At 22.9% G+C, this 24,519-nt stretch carries 19 protein-coding genes and 4 tRNA genes; 6 read left to right on the forward strand and 17 right to left on the reverse strand.

From position 1 onward, the window contains the following. The first annotated feature begins 67 nt into the window (after positions 1-67). Positions 68-802, forward strand: coding sequence for a 16S rRNA (uracil(1498)-N(3))-methyltransferase (locus AB4W62_RS01680; protein WP_367680141.1), 735 nt, complete (start codon positions 68-70; stop codon positions 800-802). On the opposite strand, the gene AB4W62_RS01685 is transcribed toward AB4W62_RS01680, so the two are convergent. The 6 genes from AB4W62_RS01685 to AB4W62_RS01710 form a co-directional block, all read right to left on the reverse strand. Next, positions 799-1,383 (reverse strand): 5-formyltetrahydrofolate cyclo-ligase, encoded by a 585-nt coding sequence (locus AB4W62_RS01685; RefSeq protein ID WP_367679766.1) that lies wholly within the window; start codon positions 1,381-1,383, stop codon positions 799-801. The two genes, AB4W62_RS01680 and AB4W62_RS01685, sit on opposite strands and share 4 nt — an antisense overlap. Positions 1,384-1,568: 185 nt before the next feature. Continuing rightward, positions 1,569-2,237: a ribose-5-phosphate isomerase RpiA gene (gene rpiA / locus AB4W62_RS01690; protein ID WP_367679767.1), complete on the reverse strand. Its 669-nt coding sequence runs from the start codon at positions 2,235-2,237 to the stop codon at positions 1,569-1,571. A 59-nt stretch (positions 2,238-2,296) separates the two neighbouring features. Beyond that, positions 2,297-2,368, reverse strand: a tRNA-Gln gene (locus AB4W62_RS01695). Between the two features lie 47 nt (positions 2,369-2,415). Further along, positions 2,416-2,487 (reverse strand) — tRNA-Gln (locus AB4W62_RS01700). A 33-nt stretch (positions 2,488-2,520) separates the two neighbouring features. After that, positions 2,521-2,602: transfer RNA gene (locus AB4W62_RS01705), tRNA-Leu, on the reverse strand. Between the two features lie 28 nt (positions 2,603-2,630). Then, positions 2,631-2,708 (reverse strand) — tRNA-Met (locus tag AB4W62_RS01710). A gap of 215 nt (positions 2,709-2,923) precedes the next feature. Here AB4W62_RS01710 and glnS point away from each other — a divergent pair. From glnS to queE, 4 genes are all read left to right on the forward strand, one after another. Next, entirely contained in the window at positions 2,924-4,585 is a 1,662-nt protein-coding gene (glnS, locus tag AB4W62_RS01715; protein WP_367679768.1) for a glutamine--tRNA ligase, read from the forward strand. A 146-nt stretch (positions 4,586-4,731) separates the two neighbouring features. Next, positions 4,732-6,360, forward strand: coding sequence for a CTP synthase (locus AB4W62_RS01720; protein ID WP_367679769.1), 1,629 nt, complete (start codon positions 4,732-4,734; stop codon positions 6,358-6,360). Positions 6,361-6,399: 39 nt separating this feature from the next. Then, positions 6,400-7,668 (forward strand): phosphopyruvate hydratase, encoded by a 1,269-nt coding sequence (gene eno, locus AB4W62_RS01725; RefSeq protein WP_367679770.1) that lies wholly within the window; start codon positions 6,400-6,402, stop codon positions 7,666-7,668. A 136-nt stretch (positions 7,669-7,804) separates the two neighbouring features. Beyond that, a complete protein-coding gene (gene queE, locus AB4W62_RS01730; protein ID WP_367679771.1) occupies positions 7,805-8,473 on the forward strand; it encodes a 7-carboxy-7-deazaguanine synthase QueE in 669 nt (222 codons plus the stop codon). Positions 8,474-8,482: 9 nt separating this feature from the next. Here queE and queD read toward each other — a convergent pair whose 3' ends face one another. The 10 genes from queD to mutS form a co-directional block, all read right to left on the reverse strand. Then, on the reverse strand, positions 8,483-8,842 hold the full coding sequence (gene queD / locus AB4W62_RS01735) for a 6-carboxytetrahydropterin synthase QueD (RefSeq protein ID WP_367679772.1): 360 nt from the start codon (positions 8,840-8,842) through the stop codon (positions 8,483-8,485). A gap of 427 nt (positions 8,843-9,269) precedes the next feature. Then, a complete protein-coding gene (gene cysC, locus AB4W62_RS01740; protein ID WP_367679773.1) occupies positions 9,270-9,869 on the reverse strand; it encodes an adenylyl-sulfate kinase in 600 nt (199 codons plus the stop codon). Positions 9,870-9,895: 26 nt separating this feature from the next. Beyond that, complete coding sequence (gene cysN, locus AB4W62_RS01745; protein ID WP_367679774.1) at positions 9,896-11,314, reverse strand: sulfate adenylyltransferase subunit CysN; 1,419 nt, start codon at positions 11,312-11,314, stop codon at positions 9,896-9,898. 12 nt (positions 11,315-11,326) lie between these two features. Further along, positions 11,327-12,235, reverse strand: a complete 909-nt coding sequence (cysD, locus tag AB4W62_RS01750; RefSeq protein ID WP_367679775.1) for a sulfate adenylyltransferase subunit CysD — start codon at positions 12,233-12,235, stop codon at positions 11,327-11,329. A 38-nt stretch (positions 12,236-12,273) separates the two neighbouring features. Then, positions 12,274-13,443 (reverse strand): siroheme synthase CysG, encoded by a 1,170-nt coding sequence (cysG, locus tag AB4W62_RS01755; protein ID WP_367679776.1) that lies wholly within the window; start codon positions 13,441-13,443, stop codon positions 12,274-12,276. Positions 13,444-13,475: 32 nt separating this feature from the next. Next, positions 13,476-13,658, reverse strand: coding sequence for an NAD(P)-dependent oxidoreductase (locus AB4W62_RS01760; protein ID WP_367679777.1), 183 nt, complete (start codon positions 13,656-13,658; stop codon positions 13,476-13,478). Between the two features lie 100 nt (positions 13,659-13,758). Continuing rightward, complete coding sequence (locus tag AB4W62_RS01765) at positions 13,759-14,496, reverse strand: phosphoadenylyl-sulfate reductase (RefSeq protein WP_367679778.1); 738 nt, start codon at positions 14,494-14,496, stop codon at positions 13,759-13,761. Between the two features lie 17 nt (positions 14,497-14,513). Then, the gene (cysI, locus tag AB4W62_RS01770) at positions 14,514-16,226 is read right to left on the reverse strand and encodes an assimilatory sulfite reductase (NADPH) hemoprotein subunit (protein WP_367679779.1); all 1,713 of its coding nucleotides are present in this window, start codon (positions 16,224-16,226) and stop codon (positions 14,514-14,516) included. Then, on the reverse strand, positions 16,226-18,049 hold the full coding sequence (locus AB4W62_RS01775; RefSeq protein ID WP_367679780.1) for an assimilatory sulfite reductase (NADPH) flavoprotein subunit: 1,824 nt from the start codon (positions 18,047-18,049) through the stop codon (positions 16,226-16,228). The genes cysI and AB4W62_RS01775 overlap by 1 nt, the downstream gene beginning before the upstream one ends. Before the next feature lie 121 nt (positions 18,050-18,170). Continuing rightward, a complete protein-coding gene (mutS, locus tag AB4W62_RS01780) occupies positions 18,171-20,690 on the reverse strand; it encodes a DNA mismatch repair protein MutS (RefSeq protein WP_367680142.1) in 2,520 nt (839 codons plus the stop codon). A 414-nt stretch (positions 20,691-21,104) separates the two neighbouring features. On the opposite strand from mutS, the gene polA reads away from it, so the two are divergent. Next, positions 21,105-23,789 carry a DNA polymerase I gene (polA, locus tag AB4W62_RS01785; protein ID WP_367679781.1) on the forward strand — a complete coding sequence of 895 codons (2,685 nt, stop codon included), beginning with the start codon at positions 21,105-21,107 and terminating at the stop codon, positions 23,787-23,789. Positions 23,790-23,826: 37 nt separating this feature from the next. Here the strand turns inward: polA and yihA are convergent, their stop codons facing one another. Then, positions 23,827-24,426 (reverse strand): ribosome biogenesis GTP-binding protein YihA/YsxC, encoded by a 600-nt coding sequence (yihA, locus tag AB4W62_RS01790; protein ID WP_367679782.1) that lies wholly within the window; start codon positions 24,424-24,426, stop codon positions 23,827-23,829. Positions 24,427-24,519 lie beyond the last annotated feature (93 nt).

Here is a 24,519-nt window from a genome sequence, read left to right on the forward strand (position 1 = left end):
TTATATTTTAAAAAACTATCAAATTAACTAAATCTTAATTTAAAAAAATGAAAAAAAAAAATATAGAATTTTTTATGAAAAAGAAATAAAAAGAAAACAAAATATACATTTGACCAATAACAATCTGCATTATTTCAAAAATGTTTTAAGAGTTAAAATAAATGAAAAAATTGAAGTATTTAATAATACAAATCATGTTTTTTTAGGAAAAATTACTCTTATTAAGAAAAATTTAATTCAAATATTAATAGAAAAAAAACTTAAAAAAAATAAAGAATCCTCTCTAAAAATACATTTTGCCCCTATAATGCTAAATCAAAAAAAAATGAATTTTATTATTCAAAAATCTACTGAATTGGGAGTGCATTCAATTACACCATTATTGCAAAAAAATAAGTTTTCTACTGAAATAAATAGTTCTTCTTTATTATCTCAATATAATCGATGGAAAAATATAGCAATATCTGCTTGCCAACAATGTGAAAGAAATAAAATTCCAATTATTAATTATCCTGAATATATGTATTCATGGTGTAGTAAATTACCTAATAATGAATTAAAAATAATTTTTGATCCTTATACAAAAAAAACAATAAATTCTTTAACGCCTATTCAAAAAAAAATAAATGTGATAATCGGAGGTGAATCAGGGTTTTCTATTATGGAAATTAATAATTTTAAAAAAAAATATAATTTTAAAAATATTTCATTAGGAAAAAGAATACTACGTGCTGAAACTAGCTCTATAGCTGCGATATCTATCTTATTGTATAAATATGGAGAATTAGATTTAACTATCTAAAAAAAATTTTTTTTCCAAAACCAAATTTTTTTAGGTGTAATAATATAAGGCAAGGGAACATCCCAGGGGTTAATTTTTATATCTTTTACTAACTGAAAATCATATGCTATACCTATAGGTATAATTTTTTTTTTCGAATCTCTTAACAGAAAATCATAAAAACCACATCCCATTCCTAATCGATACCCTTCAAAATTAAAAGCTACTAATGGAACTATAATGATTTCCAGCTCATGAATAAAAAATTTTTTTTTATTTTTCTTTATAGGTTCTAAAATATTAAATTTATTTAATTTTAAAATAGTATTTTTTTTATATTCTAAAAAAAATACTGTTTTTTTAGAAAAAGAATCTATTTTAGGTAAAAAAACTCGAGCATCTTTTTTCCATAAAAGATTAATTAAAGGAAAAGTATTAATTTCTCCGTCAAATGAAGAAAATAGAGCTATATTTTTAGCATCTTTTATTTTTTTTAAATTATACGCTAAGTTAGCTACTTTTATAGCAGCATTATTTTTTTTACTTTCAGATAGTTCTTTTCTTTTAATTCTAATATTTTTTCGAATTATTTGATTATTCATAAAAAGACTCTATTTTTTAAATATTTAATTATTTTAATATCTTAGATATTAATGTTTCTTTATATAATTTAAAAATTGAAATTAATAAAAACTATACTTTTAGAAAAAATGAAATATTACTCATTATAAAATTTTTCCTAAAAAAAATTCTTAAAAAAAATAAAAAATTATTAATTTAATAATGCTTATTTTATTTTATTAAATAAAGTTTTAACTCCTGATTGAGTTCCGATAATTACAATATCTGGTTTTATTTTTGAAAATAATCCTACCGTTACTACTCCAGGAAAAGAATTAATTTTTTCTTCAATAAAAATAGGATCTAAAATTTTGAATTTATAAACATCTAAAATAATATTTCCATTATCCGTAATTAAATTTTTCCTTAATTTTGGCTCTCCTCCTAACTTAATTATTTGATTTTTAATGTACGAGTAAGACATAGGTATTATTTCAATTGGAAGTGGAAAATTTCCCAATATTTTTACTTGTTTAGATTCATCTATTATGCAAATAAATTGAGTTGCTGCAGCAGCTATTATTTTTTCTTTTGTTAATGCTGCGCCTCCTCCTTTAATCATTTCCATTTTATTATTTATTTCATCAGCACCATCTACATATATAATAGGAGAACAAACTTTATTTAAATCCAAAATTTTTAATCCATACTTTTTAATCTGTTCTGATGATGTACTAGAACTTGAAATTACTCCTGATATTTTTTCTTTAATAAAACTTAAAGCTTTTATAAAGTAAGAAACTGTAGAACCAGTTCCTATTCCAACAATAGAGTTATCTTTAATATATTTTATCGCTTCTAAAGCAGCTTTTTTTTTTAATTCATCTATTTTCATTATTTTTAAAACCTTATTTAAAAATAAAAAGTTAAAAAAATTATCTTTTATTATTTTTTCTGGGGTACCTGGATTCGAACCAGGGAATGCCGGTATCAAAAACCGGTGCCTTTCCACTTGGCTATACCCCATTTGATTTTAAAGAAATGAAACAAAAATTCAAATTAGATTGTTTTTTCTGGGGTACCTGGATTCGAACCAGGGAATGCCGGTATCAAAAACCGGTGCCTTTCCACTTGGCTATACCCCATTTTTAAATTTTTTCTTATACTTATTATCTTTATACGGAAGGCGAGACTTGAACTCGCAAACTTTTCAGTGCCAGATCCTAAATCTGGTGCGTCTACCTATTTCGCCACTTCCGCAAAAAATTATATTATTTTAATATTAATATGGTGGCTACGATGGGACTTGAACCCATGACCCCAGCGTTATGAGTGCTGTGCTCTAACCAATCTGAGCTACATAGCCTATTCTACAAATAAAATAAGAATTTTTTTAACAAAAAAAGTTTATAAATTTTTTCATTAAAAATGATTAAAGAAATTAATAATTTTTATCATATATATAAAAATATATACATTATGTGATATAATATATCATGAAATTTTATTAAAATAAACCTATAAAAAAATATTACAAATTTCAGATACTGCTAATCGTAATTTAAAAAATAAAAAATAAAAATGAAAAAAAATCCTCTTAAAAAAAAACCTCGTTTAAATTTCATTCAAAAAATTGTGTTACAAGATTTAAAAAATAAAAAATGCAATAATATACAAACTAGATTTCCTCCTGAACCTAACGGATTTTTACATATAGGTCATGCTAAATCTATGCACTTAAACTTTGGAATTGCTAAAAAATATAATGGAATATGTAATTTACGATTTGATGATACAAATCCTAAAAAAGAAAATTCTCAATATATTGATATTATCAAATCCAATATTAAATGGCTAGGTTTTAAATGGAAAAAAATATATTTTACTTCTCAAAAATTTGAAAAAATATACCAATATGCTTTAATATTAATTAAAAAAAATTTAGCCTATGTTGATCAATTAAGTAAAGATGACATAAAAAAATATAGAGGAACATTACAACAACCTGGAAAAAATAGTCCTTTTCGAAATCAAACTATTGAAGAAAATTTAATTCTTTTCGAAAAAATGAAATCCGGGCATTTTTCAGAAGGATCAGCTTGTTTGAGAGCAAAAATTGATATGAAATCTCCTTTTATTATAATGAGAGATCCTGTTTTATATCGAATAATGTTTGTTAAACATCACCAAACGAAAAAAAAATGGTGTATTTACCCTTTATATGATTTTTCACATTGTATTTCTGATGCTCTGGAAGGAGTTACTCATTCTTTATGTACTCTTGAATTTCAAGAAAATAGAAAACTATATAACTGGATTTTAGAAAATATAGAATCTATAAATAAACCTATGCAATATGAATATTCAAGATTGAATTTAGAGTATTCTATTCTTTCTAAAAGAAAATTATCGGTACTAGTTCAAAAAAAAATTGTTTCTGGTTGGGATGATCCTAGAATGCCTACTATTTCAGGATTAAAGAAACGAGGTTTTACTCCAAATTCTATTCAAGATTTTTGTAGAAGAATAGGTTTTACTAAAAAAGAACATTATATAGAATTAGATTTATTAGAAAATTGTATTAGAAATGATTTAAATAAAAATACTCCTAGAACAATGGCGATTATTAATCCTTTAAAATTAATCATATCTAATATGTCAGAAGATTATAAAGAAAATATTTTTATTCCTTATCATCCTAAAGAAAGCTCAATGGGGATAAATAGAATTACTTTAAGTAAAGAAATATATATAGACCAATCAGATTTTTCCGAAAACTCTATTCCTGGATACAAACGATTGGTCCTTGGGAAAACAGTAAAATTAAGATATAGTTTTGTTATCAAAGCAATAGAAATTAAAAAAGATAAAAATAAAAAAATTGATACTGTAATTTGTATTTACAAAAAAAATAAATTACAAAATAAAGAAAAAGTAGAAAAATTTAATGGAATTATTCATTGGATTTCTAAAGAAGATATTTTTCCAGCAAAATTTTTTTTATATGATCGTATATTTAATGTTAAATTTCCTGAACTAAAAAAAGATTTTTTAAATTATATAAATAATAAATCATTAATTATTAAAAATGGATTTATTAACAAAAATATTTTAAAAAACAAAAATTTTAATACTTATCAATTTGAAAGAGAAGGATATTTTTTTCTTAATGAAAATAAGATAAATAGTAAAAAATTAATTTTTAATAGAATTGTTTCTTTAAAAAAAAAGTGGAAAAAATAGTTTTTTAAAAAAATTAAATTTTTTAATATCAATTTCTATTTCTTAACAAAATAGTTAAAGAATTGCTATTATTTGTTTTCTACGATATCATATTGTTCCTGTCTAAACTATTCCATTTATACTTTATTTTATACTCCTGGCAAAAAATGAATAAGTATTATATATTTATAACAGGTGGAGTTGTTTCCTCTTTAGGAAAAGGAATTACAGCAGGTTCACTTGGATCAATTTTAGAAGAAAGAAAACTTAAAACAACTATTATTAAATTAGATCCTTATATTAATGTTGATCCTGGAACAATTAGTCCTGTTCAACATGGAGAGGTATTTGTTACAAATGATGGAGCTGAAACAGATTTAGATTTAGGTCATTATGAACGTTTTATAAAAAACAAAATGACTAGTCTAAATAATTTTACAACAGGTAGTGTTTATTCCGAAGTATTAAAAAAAGAAAGGAGAGGCGATTATCTTGGTGCAACTATTCAAATTATTCCGCATATCACAGATGTTATAAAAAATAGAATTATCAAATTATCACGAAAAAATGATATTACTATTGTAGAAATAGGAGGAACTGTAGGAGATATAGAATCACTGCCTTTTTTAGAAGCGATTAGACAAATAGCTATAGATGTAAATAAAAAAAATGTTTTATATATACATTTGACATTACTTCCTTACATCTCTACAACTAAAGAAATAAAAACCAAACCTACTCAACATTCTGTTAAAGAATTACTATCTATTGGCATTCAACCAGATATATTAATCTGTCGCTCAGAAAAAAAAATATCAGAAAATGAAAGAAAAAAAATAGCTTTATTTTGCAATGTTAAAAAAAAAGCTGTTATTTCTTTAATAGATTTAGATTCTATTTATAAAATACCAAAATTACTACAACTTCAAGGATTAGACGATTATATTTGTAAATATTTTAACCTTAAAGTACCAATAGCTGATTTATCTTCTTGGGATAAAGTTATTTCTGAAGAAAATCAATCCTCTGAAATTATCAAAATTGGAATTATTGGAAAATATACTGAATTACCAGATGCTTATAAATCTGTTATAGAAGCTATTAAACATGGAGGTCTAAAAAATAAAACTAAAATTATCATTAAATTAATTAATTCTAAAAAAATTATTCATTATAAATATAATAAAATTTTAAAAGAATTAGATGGAATTTTAATTCCAGGTGGATTTGGAAACCGAGGAATAGAAGGAATGATACTTTCTATTCGTTATGCAAGAGAAAATAAAATTCCTTATTTAGGCATTTGTTTAGGAATGCAATTAGCTATTATTGAGTATACAAGAAATGTAGTAGGAATTAAATCTGCTAATTCAACAGAGTTTCAACCTAATTGTAAATATCCTATTATAGCTCTAATTAAAAAATGGGATAAAAAAAGAAAAAAGAATTACAAAAAAAATAATTTAGGTGGAACTATGAGATTAGGTGCTCATGTATGTATTATAAAAAAAAATAGTTTAACTTATAAAATGTATAAAAGTAAAAAAATATCAGAAAGACATCGACATAGATATGAAGTAAATAATTCACTTTTAAATAAAACCGAAAAACTAGGATTAATTGTTTCTGGAAGATCAAAATATAAAAATTTAGTTGAAATAATTGAATTATTTAACCATCCATGGTTTATAGGTTGTCAATTCCATCCTGAATTTAATTCTAGCCCAAGAAAAGGACACCCTTTATTTGAAGGTTTTATAAAAGCTGCTAAAATATATAAAAAAAATTTTTCATAAAAAATTTTTAAATGTTAACTTTTTTAAAAAAGGAACAAAATGTATAAAATAAATAAAACTATCTGCCGAGAAATACTAGATTCTAGAGGATTTCCAACTATCGAATCAGAAATACATTTAGAAGGAGGATCAATTGGAATTGCTTCCGTTCCTTCAGGTGCATCAACAGGTTCAAAGGAAGCTGTAGAATTACGAGATAATGATAAAAAATATTTTTTAGGAAAAGGTGTAAAGAAGGCAGTATTAATAGGAAATACAATAATTTCTGAAAAAATTTATAAAAAAGATGCTAGAGAACAGGAAGCGATTGATGATTTTATGATTAAATTAGATGGTACTGATAATAAATCTAATTTAGGCGCTAATACAATTCTAGCTATTTCTTTAGCAACGGCTAAAGCAGTAGCTTTACAAAAAAAAATTCCTTTATACAAATATATTTCCGAACTAAATAATACTCCTAATCAATTTTCCATGCCTATTCCTATGATAAATATAATTAATGGAGGAAAGCACGCTAATAATAATATTGATATACAAGAATTTATGATACAACCAATAAAAGCTAAAAATATTAAACATGCTATTCAAATAGGCGCTGAAATTTTTCATTATTTGGGAGGAATATTAAAATTAAAATCACTTAATACTTCTGTAGGAGATGAAGGAGGATATGCTCCAAATTTAAATTCTAATGAAGAAGCCTTAAATATTATTCAACATGCAGTAAGTGCAGCAGGATATAAAATTGGAAAGGATATAACTATAGCAATTGATTGTGCCGCTTCCGAATTTTATAATAAAACCTCTCAAAAATATTGTTTTAAGAAAGAAAAAAAAGAATTTAATTCTTATGAATTTACAAATTATTTAAAAAAATTAACCGAAATATATCCTATTCTCTCTATTGAAGATGGGCAAGATGAAAATGATTGGTTAGGGTTTAAATATCAAACCGAACAACTAGGACAAAAAATACAACTAGTAGGAGATGATTTATTTGTAACTAACAAAAAAATTCTAAAAAAAGGAATTGAAAAAAAAGTTGCAAACGCTATTTTGATTAAACTAAATCAAATTGGAACATTATCTGAAACATTGAAAACAATACAATTAGCTAAAAAATCAAATTATAAAGTAATTATTTCTCATCGTTCAGGAGAAACAGAAGATACTACAATTGCTGATTTATGTGTAGGTACATCATCGGGACAAATTAAAACAGGTTCTATGTGTCGTTCCGAAAGAACTTGTAAATATAATCGTCTTATTAGAATTGAAGAAGAAATAAAAAATAATATTTTATAAAAAATTATGAATATTAAGTTAAAAAAAACTGCTGTTTATTTAGCAATAATAAATAGCAGTTTTTAAAAAAAATCCATCAATTAACTTATAAAAAATATCAATTTTTATTAGTTTAAAAATAAAAGAATTAAAAAAAATGAAATATCCTATTAATGAAATATACGAAACAATACAAGGGGAAGGGTTTTATACAGGACAACCTTCTATTTTTATTCGAATACAAGGTTGTCCCATTCATTGTAGTTGGTGTGATACTAAACATACATGGAAATTATTAAATCAAAATCAAGTTGATACTAAAGAAATAATTAATAAAAAAAAATCTTCAAAAAAATGGGCTTTTCTGAATATTTTCGAAATAATATATTTTATTAAAAAAAATAATTGGAAATCAAAACATATAGTTATAACTGGAGGAGAACCTTGTGTTTTCAATCTTATATATCTTACAAAGAAACTAGAAAAAAAAGGTTATTCATGTCAAATTGAAACCAGCGGAACATATACTATATATTGCTCTAAAAAAACTTGGGTAACCGTATCTCCTAAAATAAATATATCTAAAAAAATAGTTAAAAGTGCTATTATTCGTGCTAATGAAATTAAATACGCAGTACTAAATAACACTGATATTTTAAAATTAAAAATACTTTTTAAAAGTATGAAAAAAAAAATAAAATCTAAGTTGATTTTTTTACAACCTATTGATCAAGATAAAAAAGCCACTGAATTATGCATTAAATTATGTTTAATAAATAATTGGAGACTGTCTATACAAATACAAAAATACTTAGTTATTTCTTAATCATTTTTTTTATTCTTTATAAATACATCCAGATGTAAATGTTTCATTAATTTTAATAGAATACAGCTCATTCAATTTAGGTTTTAATTTTTTCCATATCCATCTTGATAAAATTTCTATTGTAGGATTTTCTAAACCTTTAATGACATTAAGATAAGAATGATTTAGTTTAACTTGAATAGGTTTAAATACATCATCTATTTGTTTAAAATCTAATATAAAACCTGTATCATTGTTAATTTCACCTTTTATACTTATGCGAATTAAAAAAGAATGCCCGTGCAACTTATAGCATTTATGCTCTTTTGCAACATTTGGCAACTTATGGGCTGCTTCGAACGTATAGTCTTTAAATAAAATAATACTCATTATTTTTCTTCTCTTAAAAAATTTATATTTTAAAAAAGTATATTTTAATAAATTTAAAATTATTTCTAATTAAATTAATTTTTTTTATTTAAAAAATTTAATTTTTATATTTTAAAATTTTATTAATTAAAATAAATATTTTTTATATAAAAAATATTTTTTATTAAAAATAAAATCTAAAAAATATACGAATTAAAAAATAATTTAATTAAATTCTAAAATTTTTTTTAAAAATAAATACTCTATTTACTAATAATTTTTTTTATTTTTTTTAATTGAACTAAAAATTAATTTTTTTTAAAAAAAGTATTAAAAATAACGTTCAATTAATTATTTTTGTATTCTATATATTTTTTATATAAAAGAAATGTTTAATTAATATTTTTTTAAAAAATTAAACATTCTACATATTAAAAAAATTATTTTTTTATTTCTTTAAAAAAATTTTATTTTTAATAATTTTAAATATTTTTTTTAATATAAATTTTAAAGAATCTTCTCCATTAATATAGATATCTGGACATGTTGGAGATTCATATATTGAATCAAATCCTGTAAAATTATCAATTTTTTTTAAAATATTTTTTTTATATAATCCTTTAGGATCTCTAGATTTACAAATTTTTAAAGAAGTATCAACAAAAACTTCTACATAATTTTTTTTTCCAATAATATTTCGAATTAAAATTCGATCCTTTCTATAAGGAGTAATAAGGGCACAAAGCACCACTATTCCTGCATCAATCATTAATTTAGATACTTCTGCAACTCTACGAACATTTTCTGTTCTATCTATAGAAGTAAAAGAAAGATCGCTGCATAAACCAAGTCGTATATTATCACCATCTAACAAATATGTTCTAACTCCTTTTTTGTATAAAATATTTTCTAAATTTCCAGCAATTGTAGATTTTCCAGATCCTGATAATCCTGTAAACCATAAAACTATTGACTTATGTTTATTAGAAAATTCTCTTTTTTCTCTATTGATAATATGTTTATGAAAAATAATATTTTTTTGATTCATATATTTTTATAATTTTTATAAAATAACTAAGAAATATTTTTTATTCCCCAATGTGGAAAATGTTTAGATATTAATGAACGAAATTCGAGTTCAAAACTATTACTTGAAATATCTTTTAAAGATTTTTTTTCTTTTTGAAATTCTTTAAACATTCCACCTGCAACAGTATTATTATGAAATAAATCTATAAAAATCATACTACCCATAACTTTATTTTTTTTAAAATTATCAAAAAAAATAGGTTCATCTAACATAACTTCTATTAATCCTATTTCATTTAACATTAATTTATCAGATTTATTTTTTTTTAATGATTTTATATCTATTTTATAAATAATATTTTTTATGAATGCTCTTGTCTTTTTTGTAGCAGTCTTCACATTATATATATTTCCAGGAACAATTGGTTCTTTGGACATGGATATAATCTTAACAAAAATATTTTGGTTGGGCTTTGTTGCTAAACTTGAATCTACTAATAAATCTCCTCTACTAATATCAATTTTTTCTTCTAACAAAATAGTAACACATTGACCGGCGCTTGCTTTAATCAAATTTTCATCATATGTTATTATCTTTTTAATAGTAGCAAAAATTTCAGAAGGTACAACTTTTATTTTTTGTCCTACCGACATTGAACCTGAAACTATTGTACCAGAATATCCTCTAAAATTTGTGTTAGCTCTATTCACATACTGAATAGGAAATCTTAAGTTTTTTTCTTTATTATCTGTCTTAATTATTTTTGTTGTTTCTAATAAATTTAATAAAGAAGGTCCTTCGTACCATTTAATTAAAGCTTTGTTGTCAACTATATTTACTCCTAATAATGCTGATATTGGAACAAAAAATACAGTTAACTTTATCGAAAATTTTTCTAAAAAAAATAAAAAATCTTTTTTTATTTCATCAAAAACATTTTTTTTATAATTTACTAAATCCATTTTATTTATTGAAATAATTAAATATTTTATTCCAAAAATAAAACTAATAAAAACATGTCTATAAGTTTGTTCTGAAAGACCTATTTGAGCATCTACAAGAATAATTGATAGATCGCATTTAGAAGCACCTGTTGCCATATTACATGTATATTCTTCATGCCCAGGTGTATCAGCCATAATAAATTTTCTTTTCTTTGTAGAAAAATATCTATAAGCTACATCAATCGTAATTCCTTGTTCTCTTTCAGATTGTAATCCGTCAACTAATAATGCAAAATCCAAATTATTTCCTTGAGTTCCATGTTTTTTGCTATCTTTAAATAAAAGTTCTAATTGATCATCATAAATCTGATTAGTATCATATAATAATCGACCAATTAAAGTACTTTTACCATCATCTACGCTACCGCATGTCAAAAATCGGAAAACATCCTTATTCTTATTATTAAAAAACCATTTCTGCTGTGTAGAAAGACTGTCAATACTTATTTCTTTTTTCATTTTATTACCTAACTAAAAATAACCTTGTCGTTTTTTTAATTCCATAGAACTTGAACGATCGTGATCTATTAATCTTCCAGTTCTTTCGCTAGTTTTAACTACTATCATTTCTTTAATGATATCAAAAACATTTTTTGCATTAGATTTAATAGCAGATGTAAAAGGCCAACATCCTAATGTCCTAAATCTAACATTTTTAAATTCTATTTTTTCATTAGATTGAATCTTTATTCGATCATCTTCAACCATAAGTAACTTTCCATTTCTATTTAAAATAGGTCTTTTTTGGGAAAAATATAATGGAACAACTTTTATATCTTCTAGGAAAATATATTCCCAAACGTCTAGTTCTGTCCAATTAGATAAAGGAAATATTCTCATACTTTCTAATATGTTGATTTGTCCGTTATAAATGTTCCATAATTCAGGTCTTTGTTTTTTTGGATCCCACTGATGTAATTTATCTCTAAAGGAATAAACTCTTTCTTTCGATCTGGATCTTTCTTCATCTCTTCTAGCACCCCCAAAAGCAGCATCTATATTATACTTCTTTATAGCTTTTTTTAATGCTTCTGTTTTCATAATATTAGTAAATTTATCACTTCCATGAATAAAAGGATTAATTTTTAATTTAACTCCTTCTAAATTAGTATAAGTAATCAAATCTACATTTGTTTCTTTGATGACTTGATCTCTAAATTGATACATTTCTTTAAATTTCCATCCAGTATCTACATGCAATAATGGAAAAGGAATTTTTCCTGGATAAAAAGCTTTTTTTGCTAAATGTAACATAACAGAAGAGTCTTTACCTATCGAATACAACATTACAGGATTTTCAAACTCCGAAAATGCTTCTCGAATAATAAAGATGCTTTCAGCTTCTAATTGAGATAAATAAGAAAATAGATTTTTTTTCATTTTTTCCCCAAAATTAAATAAGTTTAAAATCTATCAATTTAATTACTATTTTTTTTAAACCAAGACAATTCTTTTGATAAAGAAACTACTTTTCCAAGAATTAATAATGTTGGTCGTTTCATTAAACACGATAACTTTTTAAGATTTTTAAAAGTATCAATAATAGTATTCTGTTCTGATGTAGTTCCTTTTTCAATTAAAGCCATAGGCATATCTAAAGGATAGTTATTAAATTTTAATTTATCAAAAATATAAGTAGACTGTAATCTAGCCATATAAATAACTAAAGTATAATTTTTACATTTTGATATAAAAGACCAATCTTGACTATTTTTTTCTTTTTCTTTGTTAGATCCAGTAATAAATATTATTCCACTTGAATAATTTCGATGTGTTAATGGAATTCCTGCATATGCAGAAACACCAGTTGCTGCTGTAATACCAGGTACAACTTGAAAATTGATTCCAAATTTTTTAGCTATTTCTAATTCTTCCCCACCCCTACCAAAAATAAAAGAATCCCCTCCTTTTAACCGAACAACTTTGTTTCCGTTTCGAGCCATATTAATTAACATTGAATTAATATTTTTTTGACTAACACATAATTTATTAGCTTTTTTCCCTACATAAATTTTCTTAGCATCTTTACGAACTAATGATAAAATATCCGAACTAACTAAACTATCATATAAAATTACATCAGCTTGTTGTATAACTTGCAAACCTCTTAAAGTTAATAAACCGCTATCTCCTGGACCTGCTCCTACCAAAAAAATTTCCCCTTTGAAAGATTTTTTTTGTTTTATTTCAGTATTCAATGTTTTAATAGCTTTTTTTAAATTTCCATTTAAAACATGACTAACAAATATTCCATTAAAAACTTTCTCCCAAAAGTAACGACGATGAGTATTTTTTTTAAATTTTAATTTAACATGACTTCTCCACCTTTCTGCTAACAAAGCAGAATTTCCCAAGTTCATTGGAAGAATAGATTCTATTCGTTCCTTAATCATTCTAGTTAAAACTGGTGCGGTTCCACCAGAAGAAACTGCTACAGTTATAGGAAATCGATCTACTATAGAAGGAAAAATAAAAGAACATTTTGAACGATCATCGATAACATTAATTAGTATCCTTTTTCGTTTTGCTTCTTGATAAATTAAAGAATTTAATATACTGTCATTTGTTGCAACAATAATTAAAAACACTTTATTTAGCTGATTTAAAAAAAATTCCGTATCTATCCAATTAATTTTTTTTTTTTATATACTTCGATTAAATCAGAAGAAATATTTCTAGATACAACCATTATATTCGAAGTCATATTAAGTAAAAAAAAAATTTTTCTAACAGCAATTTTCCCTGCTCCTATGAATAATACTTTTTTATTTTTTAAATTAATAAAACAAGGGAAGTAGTTCACATGTTCCTCAAAAAAATACAAGTAAATATTTCATTTTTTATTAATTAATAAAACTAAATGTTTTATATTTTAAAAAAAATAAATTTTCAAAATAATTAAATTATTTTATATAATGCAAACCGCATTCTCTTTTTAAACCAAAAAACCTAGTTTTTTCTTTTGACATTCCTTTAACATATTTACTTGTTGTATGTGTATCTCCAACAGAGATGTATCCTTTCTTTAATAAAGGATGAAGCGGTAAGTTATTATTTTTAATATAATTAAAAACTTTTTTATCAGACCAATCTAAAATTGGAAAAAATTTAAAAAATTTTTTCTTTATTTCTAAATAATTTAAATTAATTCTACTATTTGCTTGATCTCTTCGCAACCCTGCTATCCATGTTCTTGCTGAAAGATCTTTTAAAGCATATTTCATAGGTTTTATTTTATTAATATAATTGTATTTTTCAATTCCTTTTATTCCTTTCTCCCATAGTTTTCCATAACGGGCTTCTTGCCAAGCTGCAGAAACTTTAGAACTATATACTTTTATATTTAAATTAAATTTTTTTGTTAATAAATCGATAAAATTATAAGTTTCAATAAAAAGATATCCTGTATCTATTACAATAATAGGAATATCTGACTTCTGTTTAATAATAAGATGTAGTAAAACTACTGATTGTAGACCAAAACTGGATGAAACTACAAATTCATGAGACAAATTATTCAATGCCCATGTAATTCTTTTTTCGGTAGATAGCTTATTAATAAACAAATTATTCTTTTCCAAAAATTCAGATCTTTGATCTAATTTCCAATATTGAATTTCTGAAAAATCTATAATTGACATAATTAGAAATTTTCCTTTTATTTTTTCCAAAAATTATTTGGGAAATTTGAAACGGACTCAATTATTTTAACACGAACTATAAAATCCCCAAAACATTCTTTAGAAAATTTTTCTAAAGACCATCTTTTAATCATTGGTCTAATAATTTCTATTATTTTAGAAAGACTATAATTTTCTCCATATAACCTAGGAATTCTAGTACCTGTTTTATTACCTCCCATGTATAAATTATATTTATTTAATGATTTTCCTATTAAACCTATTTCTGATAATAAAGATCTAGCACAACCGTTTGGACATCCTGTAATTCTTAAAATAATGCTTTCGTCCATCAAATTATATTTTTCCATAATTTTATCTATTTCTTTAACAAAAGGTGTTAAAATACGTTCTGCTTCTGCCATAGCTAAAGGACAAGTAGGGAAAGAAACACAAGCCATTGAAGTTTTTTGTAACTCCGTAACATTATCTATCACCATATGTCTGGAAATAATTTTTTCTATATCTTCTTTTTTATCTATCGATATATTATATATAATTATATTTTGATTAGCAGTAATTCGAAAATCTCCATCATGTATAAGAGCAATTTTATACAAACCAGATTTAATCTTTCTATAGTCTTCAATTAAACGTCCATTTTCAATGTATAAAGTAAAACTCCATTTTCCATTAATTCCTTTACTCCATCCAAATTTATCGCCTCTATTATTAAATACATAAGGATAAATGGTTTGAAATTTAGTTTCAGATCTTAACTCTACTTCATTTATAAATTTAGTCTTTCCAAATTTTTTTAATGTATAACGAGTTTTAGCATTTTTTCGATCATATCGATTACCCCAATCTCGTTGAACTGTGACTATAGCTTCAAGAACTTTTAATATATTAGGTAAATCAATAAATCCGAATTCTGTAGCTAAAGATGGCCAAGTAAGAGTATTATTATGCTCGATAGATAATCCACCTCCAACAAGTACGTTAAAACCAATTAATTTTTCTTCTTTTGAAATAGCTATAAGTGCTATATCATTAGCATGTACATCAACATCATTATTTGGTGGAATGGCAATAGCTATCTTAAATTTTCTAGGAAGGTAAGTTTTTCCTAAAATAGGTTCTTTTTCATTTAATACTATCTTTTTTTTATCTAACCAAATTTCAGCATAAGCATTTGTTTTAGGTAAAAAATATTCAGAAATTTTTCTTGCCCATTCATAAGTAGATTTATGTAATTTAGAAGCCATTAGATCAGAAGAACATATAACGTTTCTATTAACATCATTGGCGGTTGCAAATGAATCTAATCCTATTTTTTCTAACATTTGATGCACTTTTTTTAAATTTTTTTTAAAAATTCCATGAAATTGAAATGTTTGACGATTTGTTAGCCTTATAGTTTTATATAAAGTATTTTTATTAGAAAATCGATCTATTTCTAACCATTGATTTGGTTTAACTATTCCTCCAGGTATCCTGCAACGTAACATCATAGCATGTCGAGGTTCTAATTTTTGCTCTATTCTTTCTTTTCGCAAATCCCTATCATCTTGCTGATACATTCCATGAAATCGAATTAATGAATAATTATCTCCGGTAAAACCATTTGTCAAAGTGTTTTCAAGATCTTTTTTAATAGTTCCACGTAAATAATTACTATTATATTTTATTATTTCTGCTTCACTAAATGAATCTTTTACTAAATTAACTTTATCTTTTGTATTCTTCATTAGTATACATCTCGTTGATATCGACTTTTTTTTCGTAAATTAAATAAAAATTTTTCTGATGATTTTTTATTCATATTTCCATATTTTTCAAAAACTAATAACAATGCTTCCTCGACTTCCTTAGCCATATTAAGAGCATCTCCACAAACATATATATATGCCCCTGATTCAATCCATTTCCAAATTAATAAACCATTTTCAAGTATTTTATGCTGTACATATATTTTTTCTTTTTGATCTCTAGACCAAGCTAAACTAACTTTAGTTAATAATTTATTTTTAAAATATTGCTGCCATTCTGTTTGATATAAAAAATCTTCTGTAAAATATTGATTTCCAAAAAATAACCAATTTTTTCCTTTAGATTTAGTATTTTCTCTTTCTTGCATAAATGCTCTAAACGGAGCAATTCCAGTCCCTGCTGATATCATAATAATAGAAGAATCTTTATTATTAGGTAAACGAAAATTTTTATTTTCTTGAATAAAAATTGAAACTTTTTGTTCTTCTTTTAATTCGTTAATTAAATAATTAGATGCTCCTCCTGTATATATTCGATTCTCAATTTGATATTTTAACAATCCAACCGTAATGTGAACTTCATCATCTGTTTCCTTTTGAGAAGAAGATATAGAATATAATCTGGGTGTTAATGGCCTTAAAAAAGAAATTAATTGATCAGCTGTTATTTTAGTAGGATTTTGATAAATCATTTCTAACAAAGAAATATTTTGAACATATTTTCTTATTTTTAAACTATCTGAAATAATATTCTGTAATAAATTCGATTTTGCAAAATAATTATATGATTCTACAATTTTTTTTGTATTAACAGTAATTTCAAATTTTTTACGAAGCAAATTAAAAATAGTTTCTTTTTTACTTTTAAATAAAACTTTTTCGATCGAATGTATCTTTAATTTTTTCAATAAATTTTTAATTGATTCAGCATCATTTTTATACCAAATTCCTAAGACATCTCCAGGTTTATAAGTTATTTTTGAATCTTGTAAATCTATTTCAATATGATTAACTATCTTATTGGAATTTCTTCCTGTAATTCTTTTATTTGATAAAATAGTTGCTAAAAATGGATTTTCTTTATTAAAAATTTTTATGTTTTTTTTATTATTATATTTTTGATAATTTTGTTTTTCTTTATTATTTTTAAACTGTGAAAAAAAATTTTTCTTAATAATAACTGATAGTTTTTCACTCCATTCTTTTATTAATTGCTTGTACTCAATATCTGCATCAACTCGATCTAATAACTTTTTTCCTCCTAATTTTAAAATTCGATTATCAAAATCTTTTCCAGCTTTACAAAAATGATCGTAAGAACTATCCCCTAATCCGAAAACCGAATAATTTACGGATTTCATCTGAATAGATTTTTTTGAAAATAAAAATTTATGTAAGAATATCGCCTCTTCTGGAGGTTCTCCCTCACCATGGGTGGAAATAATTAATATCAGTATTTTTTCTTTACTTATATTTTTTATCTTGTAATCACAGACATTAATTAATATTGAAGGTAATTGATAAGAATCAAAAACTTCTTTAACAACTTTAGAAGCAATTCTAGCATTACCTGTTTGAGAAGCACATAAAATAGTAATCCGATATGCTTTTTCTCTTTCAGTATTATTTAAATCTAAGTTTAGATACGAACTTTTGTTTTTAGAAAATTTTGATTTTCCCCAAAAATAACCAGAAAGCCACATTTTTTTTTCTTCAGATAAATTTTTAGTTAAAGTATCTAAAATTTTTCTTTCTGATTCATCTAACGGATGAAAAAGATTTAAACTATCTTGAGTTTCCATATATTAAAATATCCAAATATTATTTTTTGATTTATTAATAGAAAAATTCTTAAAAAAATTGAAAATAAATATTTTAATTTAATATTAAGATATTATCGATAATTATATTAAAAAAAATAAATTAAAAATTTTTAAAAAAAATTTTTTTTATTCCTTTTATTTTTTTAAATATAAAAGATAAAGAACTAATATTGAAATATTTTTTTAAAAATAATCTAAATGTTATTTTTTTTTTAATTTTTATTTCTTTTAATTTTGCATTAGCTAAATCAATAACTTTTATTGGGAATCCAGAAAGAACAGCAACCAATATTCCATAACTTTTATTTATAAATCCTTGTTCTAGCTTATATAAAAAAGAAATTTTTCCATCATATTCAACTGTCGATAAATAAACATTTTTTATATTTTTATTTTTTTTTTCTAATTTTGTTAATTCAAAATAATGTGTAGAAAACAAAGTTATAGATTGTATATATTTAACTAAATATAAAGAAACTGACCAAGCTAAAGCTAATCCATCATTAATAGATGTTCCTCTTCCTATTTCATCTATCAAAACTAAACTATTAGAAGTAGCATTATTTAATATATTGGCAGTTTCTATCATTTCCACCATAAAAGACGACTTACCTCCCGATAAATCATCAGAAGAACCAATTCTTGTAAAAATTTGATCTATATTTCCAATAACAGCAGTCTTTGCAGGAACAAAACTTCCTATCCATGCCATAATTACAATTAATCCTATTTGTCTCATATATGTACTTTTACCACCCATATTTGGACCAGTAATAATTAACATTCTATTTTTTCTAGATAAATTAACAGAATTAGGAACAAAAGAATGAGTTAATATTGATTCAATAACTGGATGACGACTATCATTTAAGCGAATTTCTGTTTTGTTTGTTAGATAAGGGCATACATATTTTAATTTTACAGCTCTTTCTGCTAAATTCGATAAAACATCAAGTTCAGCAATTGCTTTTGCACTAATTTTTAAGAAAGGTATATAAAAATTTAATTTTTCTAATAATTTATAATATAAATAATTTTCTAACTCTAAACTTTTAAACTTTGATGATATAATTTCTTTTTCAAATTTTTTTAGTTCTAATGTTGTATATCTATTATATAATTTTAATGTTTGTATTTTTATATATTTTTCAGGTATTAATTTTTTATACTTTTTGTTTATTTGAATATAATAACCAATAATTCTATTAAAACCTACTTTTAAAGAATCTATTTTTAATATTTTTTTTTCAAGAGTTTCAAATTTTTGAATAACAGATAATGAATTTTTTGAAATGTTCCTTAGATGATCTAATTTTCTATTATATCCTTTTGCTATTACATTTCCATTTTTTATAGACATCGGAGAATCTGGATTAATAGAGGAATTTAATAAAGAAATAATTTCCTTGTTATTACCTAACCTTTTAACAATTCTTTTTATATTTTCTCCCTTAATTTTTACTAATACTTTTTTAATTTTAATAAATTCTAGTAAAGTTAATTTAATTTTAATTATATCTATTGGATTTGCTTTCAACGTAACCACTCGAGAACAAATTCTTTCTAAATCACTAATCTTTCTAAAAATAAATTTCAACTCTATATATTTTTCTTGTAATTCTTTTATGCTATTTTGCCTATTTTTAATAATTTTAATATCTCTAATAGGTGCATGTATCCAACGTTTTAACATTCTTACACCCATAGAAGTTGTGCATCTATTCAAAACATAAGACAAAGTATTTTTATAACCTCCTAATACATTTTTTGTTAATTCTAAATGAATTCTAGATACTTTATCTAATAAAATATATTTTTTAGGAACATTTATTTTAATTGATAAAATATTTCTTAAAAGAATTTTTTGTACAGATTTGATATATTGTAATAAACAACCAGCCGATCCTAATCCTAAATGATCTTTTTTTAAACCAAACCCTTCTAAATTTTGAGTATTAAAGTGTAAGATAAGTTGGCGATAAGCACTCTCCAACTCAAATTCTGCTATAGAACGATATTCAATTAAAGTATTATTAGTTTTAATCGTATTAATATCTTTAAAATTATCACTACACAATAATTCTACTGGATTAGTTCTGTATAATTCAGATAAAAATGATTCTAAATTTTCATGTTCTGATACATAAAAATCTCCTGAAGAAATATCTACATAAGAATATCCGAATTTATTTTCATTTTTATAAACTGCTGCTAGAATATTATCTACATCATTATTTAAAAAAAAATCTTCAACAACTGTCCCAGGGGTAATTACTTGTATAACTTCTCGATTAATTAATTTATTTTTACAAGATAATTTATTTTTTACTTGTTCACATACAGCAATAGATTTTCCTAAATTTAATAATTTTTTCCAGTATCTCTCTGCAGTATGCACAGGTATACCTGCCATAGGTACTTTTTTTCCTGCTGAATATCCTCTATTTGTTAACACTATTTTTAGTATATCGGAGACTGTGATAGCATCTTTATAAAATAATTCATAAAAATCTCCCATTCTAAAAAAAAGAACAAAATCAGGATATTTTTTTTTTATTGATAAATATTGTCTAATTATCGGAGTATGTAAATTTAAATTATTTTCATATTTATTTGAAATATCTTTCAATTTTTTTTTTTATTTTTATTATTCACTTTTTATCTCTATAAGAAAATATTTTTCAAATTTTATTAAAAAAATTTAGCATAAATAACTTAAAATCAAATTATAAATTAATAAAAAAAATTTTTCATGTTTTTAAAGTTATTAATTGTTAATTAAATTAAATATTTAAGTTTAATAAACTAAAAATTATATAAAATTAAAAAAAAATTTAAAAAAAACATAAAAAATAAGAAAACTTTATGTATTAACAAAAATTAAAGTCTTAAAAATATTTAAAATTTGAAAAAAATTAACAAAATTAATTTATTAATACACTTATTAAATATAATAAACGATTAATCCATAATTATTATTTAAATTAATATGTTAAACTTAATTAATTTTAAAAATTTTAAAATTTTAATTTTCATGAACATAAAAAATAAAACTTCAAATAAATCGAATCCTATTATATTAATCGATGGAAATTTGTATCTTTATCGATTTTATTATGCCCTTCCCAAGCTAAAAAATAATTTTAATGAACCTTCTAATGCAATATATGGAATGATTAATATGTTGCTAAATTTATTAAAAAAATATACACCAAAAAAAATGATAGTTGTATTTGATTCATTTCAAAAAAATTTTAGACATTCTATATTTAAAGAATATAAAGTCAAAAGAATATCTATGCCTGATAATTTAAAAGTACAAATTATTCCGTTAAAATCAGCTATTAAAATGCTAGGTATACCTACCTTGTGTATACCTACAATAGAAGCAGATGATATTATAGGAACAATTGCTTCAAAAGAATCTAAAAATGGAAATAAAGTACTAATTAAAAGCTATGACAAAGATATGATTCAATTAGTAGAAAATAATATTAATATCATCCATAATGTAAATGGAAAAGTTATTGGTCCTTATGAAATAAAAAAAAAATATGGTTTTTCTTCGAAACAAATTGTTGATTTTTTAAGTTTAATAGGGGATAAATCTGATTCTATTCCAGGAGTTCCCGGAATAGGTAACAAAACAGCTTTAATACTTATAAAAAATTATGGATCAATTGAATCCATCTATAAGAATATAAAAAATATAAGCTCTTTAATTATACGGAATTCAAAAAAAATTGTCTCTCTTTTAATTGAACACAAAAAATCAATATTTTTATTTAAGCAATTAATTACCTTAAAATTAGATATTAAACTAAATATAGACGAAAAATTAGAGTTTTCAAACCCTAAAATTTTAAATTTATGTATTTTTTTTAAATATTATAACATAAATACATGGAGTGAAAAAATTAAAGATTTTGATTTCTTTTATAAAAAAAAAATACCAAAAAAAAAAATGAATAATTTTACTATTTTTTCTGAAAATTTAGAAAAGAATATAAATTTTTTTCTAAAAAAAATAAAAGAATCTTCTATGTTTTCTTTTTTTTTACATTTAGATACGTCTTCAAAAAAAATAAAGGAGTTAAAAGGAGTAGCTTTTTCATTATCCTCAAAAAATACAATTTATTTTCCTTTTAATAATAAAACGTCTATTAATAATTTTAAAGCTATTTTTGAAAATAAAAAAAATAAAAAAATTAGTAAAAATTTAAAAGAAGATAGCCAAATTCTAGAAAAAAATAACATTGTTTTATCTGGAAACCAATATGATATTTTTATTGAATCATATTTATTAGATAGTCAGTTTGGAGAAAAATATAGTCTAGAAGAATTAAAAGAAAAATGGATAAACAACAAAAAAAAATTTACTAATATTAAAAATAAAAAAAATCATATATTAAATGAAAATGATGTATTAATCCAAGCAGAAACTATATTTTTATTGCATGAAAATTTATGGTTTCGTTTAAAAAAAAATAAAGAAAATATTTTTATATTAAATAATATTGATTTTCCTTTAATTAAAGTAATAGAAAAAATAGAAAAAAATGGCGTTTTAATTGATAAATTCATCTTAGAAAAACAATCTAAGAAAAACATTTTGAAATTAAATAACCTTAAAAAAATAGCCTATGAATTAGCTAATACGTCTTTTAACTTACTATCGAATAAACAATTACAACCAATTTTATTCAAAGATATTGAATTTAAAAAAATTAAAAAAAATAAAAATGGAAATTTTTCTACTTCTAAATATGTATTAAAAGAACTTTCTTTAACAAATCCTTTGGCAAAAATTATTTTGAATTACCGAAAATTAAGAAAGTTACAATCTAATTACTTGGATACTTTACCAAATATGATTAATCCAGTAAATAATAGAATTCATACTTCTTATCATCAAACTTTAACTGTAACAGGAAGATTATCTTCTTCAAATCCTAACTTACAAAATATTCCAATTCGCACGAAAGAAGGAAAGAGAATTAGGAAATCTTTTATTGCTCCTAAAAATACAATAATTGCTGCTATAGATTATTCCCAAATAGAATTAAGAATTCTAGCTCATTTATCAAATGATCCTTATTTAATTAATGCTTTTAAAAAAAATAAAGATATTCATCTTTTAACGGCATCAGAAATTTTTAATACTTCTATTTTAAATATTACCAATGAACAAAGACAAAAAGCAAAGGTCATTAACTTTAGTTTAATTTACGGAATGACTGCTTTTGGTTTATCTAAAAAAATTAATGTTAATGTAGAAGATGCTCAAAAATATATTGATATTTTTTTTAAAAAATACAATGAAGTTTGTAACTATACGAAAAAAATTCAAAAATTTGCTCTTAAAAAAGGTTTTGTTTCGACTATTTTAGGAAGAAAATTATATTTATCAAACATTAAATCAAAAAATATATATCTTAGACAATCTGCTGAACGTTCTTGCATTAATGCACCTATGCAAGGTACTGCTGCTGATATTATTAAAAAATCAATGATTGAAGTAAATAATTTTTTAACTAAAAAAAATTTTTTTAGCAAAATACTGATGCAAATACACGATGAATTAATCTTTGAAATTAAAGAAAAAGAACAGTCCACAATACTTCCTGAACTAATATATATTATGGAAAATATTATTTCCTTAAAGGTTCCATTAAAAGTATCCACTAAGTTAGGAAAAAATTGGGGCGAAATAAATTAGATAAAAACATTAACTAATTTTAATTTTTATTAAAAAATTATCGAATGTTATTCCATGTAAGCAATTCATTTTTTAAATTAATAATTCCTATTTTTTTTAAAGAAGAAAAAATATATACTTTTATAAATTTTGAAATAGCATAAATATGCTTTTTTACAATTAATAACTGCTTTTTTTGAAAATTTACTGATACTTTATCCGATTTATTTAATAAAACAATTACTTTGATATTTCGTTTTACCGAAAAAAAAATAATTCTTTGATCAAGAGGTTTTAATGGATTTCTAATATCCATTAAAACTACTAAACCTATTAAACATTTTCTGTTATCCACATAATTATATATTAAAGATTCTATTTTTTTTTTCTTTAATTTTGATAGTTTAGAAAAACCATACCCTGGAAGATCTACTAAACGAAAATTTTTAGATACTTCAAAAATATTTATTAATTGTGTTCTGCCAGGAAACTTACTTGTTCGAGATATTTTTTTATTATTGACTAAACAATTAATAGTTGTAGATTTTCCAGAATTAGATGTTCCACAAAAAGCAATTTCTATTCCATTAAAAAAATCTAAATCTAAAATACTTGATATACTTTTTAAAAAAAAAGTAGAATCGTACTTAATTTCCATAATAGTCTCCTTTTTAAAAAATTTTAATTTTTAAATTAAATTTAAAAAAATATTTTATATTTACAAAAAAATAGATTACTAATTGAATTAGTA

It is taken from the genome of Buchnera aphidicola (Mindarus abietinus) (assembly GCF_964059085.1).
Classification (GTDB): Bacteria; Pseudomonadota; Gammaproteobacteria; order Enterobacterales; family Enterobacteriaceae; genus Buchnera_A; species Buchnera_A aphidicola_C.

Excerpts from the sequence above, each read along its gene's own strand:
- cysC (WP_367679773.1), bottom strand. The coding sequence starts at position 9,869 with ATGAATCAAAAAAATATTATTTTTCATAAACATATTATCAATAGAGAA.
- AB4W62_RS01685 (WP_367679766.1), bottom strand. The coding sequence starts at position 1,383 with ATGAATAATCAAATAATTCGAAAAAATATTAGAATTAAAAGAAAAGAA.
- yihA (WP_367679782.1), bottom strand. The coding sequence starts at position 24,426 with ATGGAAATTAAGTACGATTCTACTTTTTTTTTAAAAAGTATATCAAGT.
- queD (WP_367679772.1), bottom strand. The coding sequence starts at position 8,842 with ATGAGTATTATTTTATTTAAAGACTATACGTTCGAAGCAGCCCATAAG.
- AB4W62_RS01765 (WP_367679778.1), bottom strand. The coding sequence starts at position 14,496 with ATGTCAATTATAGATTTTTCAGAAATTCAATATTGGAAATTAGATCAA.
- polA (WP_367679781.1), top strand. The coding sequence starts at position 21,105 with ATGAACATAAAAAATAAAACTTCAAATAAATCGAATCCTATTATATTA.
- AB4W62_RS01720 (WP_367679769.1), top strand. The coding sequence starts at position 4,732 with ATGAATAAGTATTATATATTTATAACAGGTGGAGTTGTTTCCTCTTTA.
- rpiA (WP_367679767.1), bottom strand. The coding sequence starts at position 2,237 with ATGAAAATAGATGAATTAAAAAAAAAAGCTGCTTTAGAAGCGATAAAA.
- glnS (WP_367679768.1), top strand. The coding sequence starts at position 2,924 with ATGAAAAAAAATCCTCTTAAAAAAAAACCTCGTTTAAATTTCATTCAA.
- eno (WP_367679770.1), top strand. The coding sequence starts at position 6,400 with ATGTATAAAATAAATAAAACTATCTGCCGAGAAATACTAGATTCTAGA.
- cysD (WP_367679775.1), bottom strand. The coding sequence starts at position 12,235 with ATGAAAAAAAATCTATTTTCTTATTTATCTCAATTAGAAGCTGAAAGC.
- AB4W62_RS01775 (WP_367679780.1), bottom strand. The coding sequence starts at position 18,049 with ATGGAAACTCAAGATAGTTTAAATCTTTTTCATCCGTTAGATGAATCA.
- cysI (WP_367679779.1), bottom strand. The coding sequence starts at position 16,226 with ATGAAGAATACAAAAGATAAAGTTAATTTAGTAAAAGATTCATTTAGT.
- queE (WP_367679771.1), top strand. The coding sequence starts at position 7,805 with ATGAAATATCCTATTAATGAAATATACGAAACAATACAAGGGGAAGGG.
- cysN (WP_367679774.1), bottom strand. The coding sequence starts at position 11,314 with ATGAAAAAAGAAATAAGTATTGACAGTCTTTCTACACAGCAGAAATGG.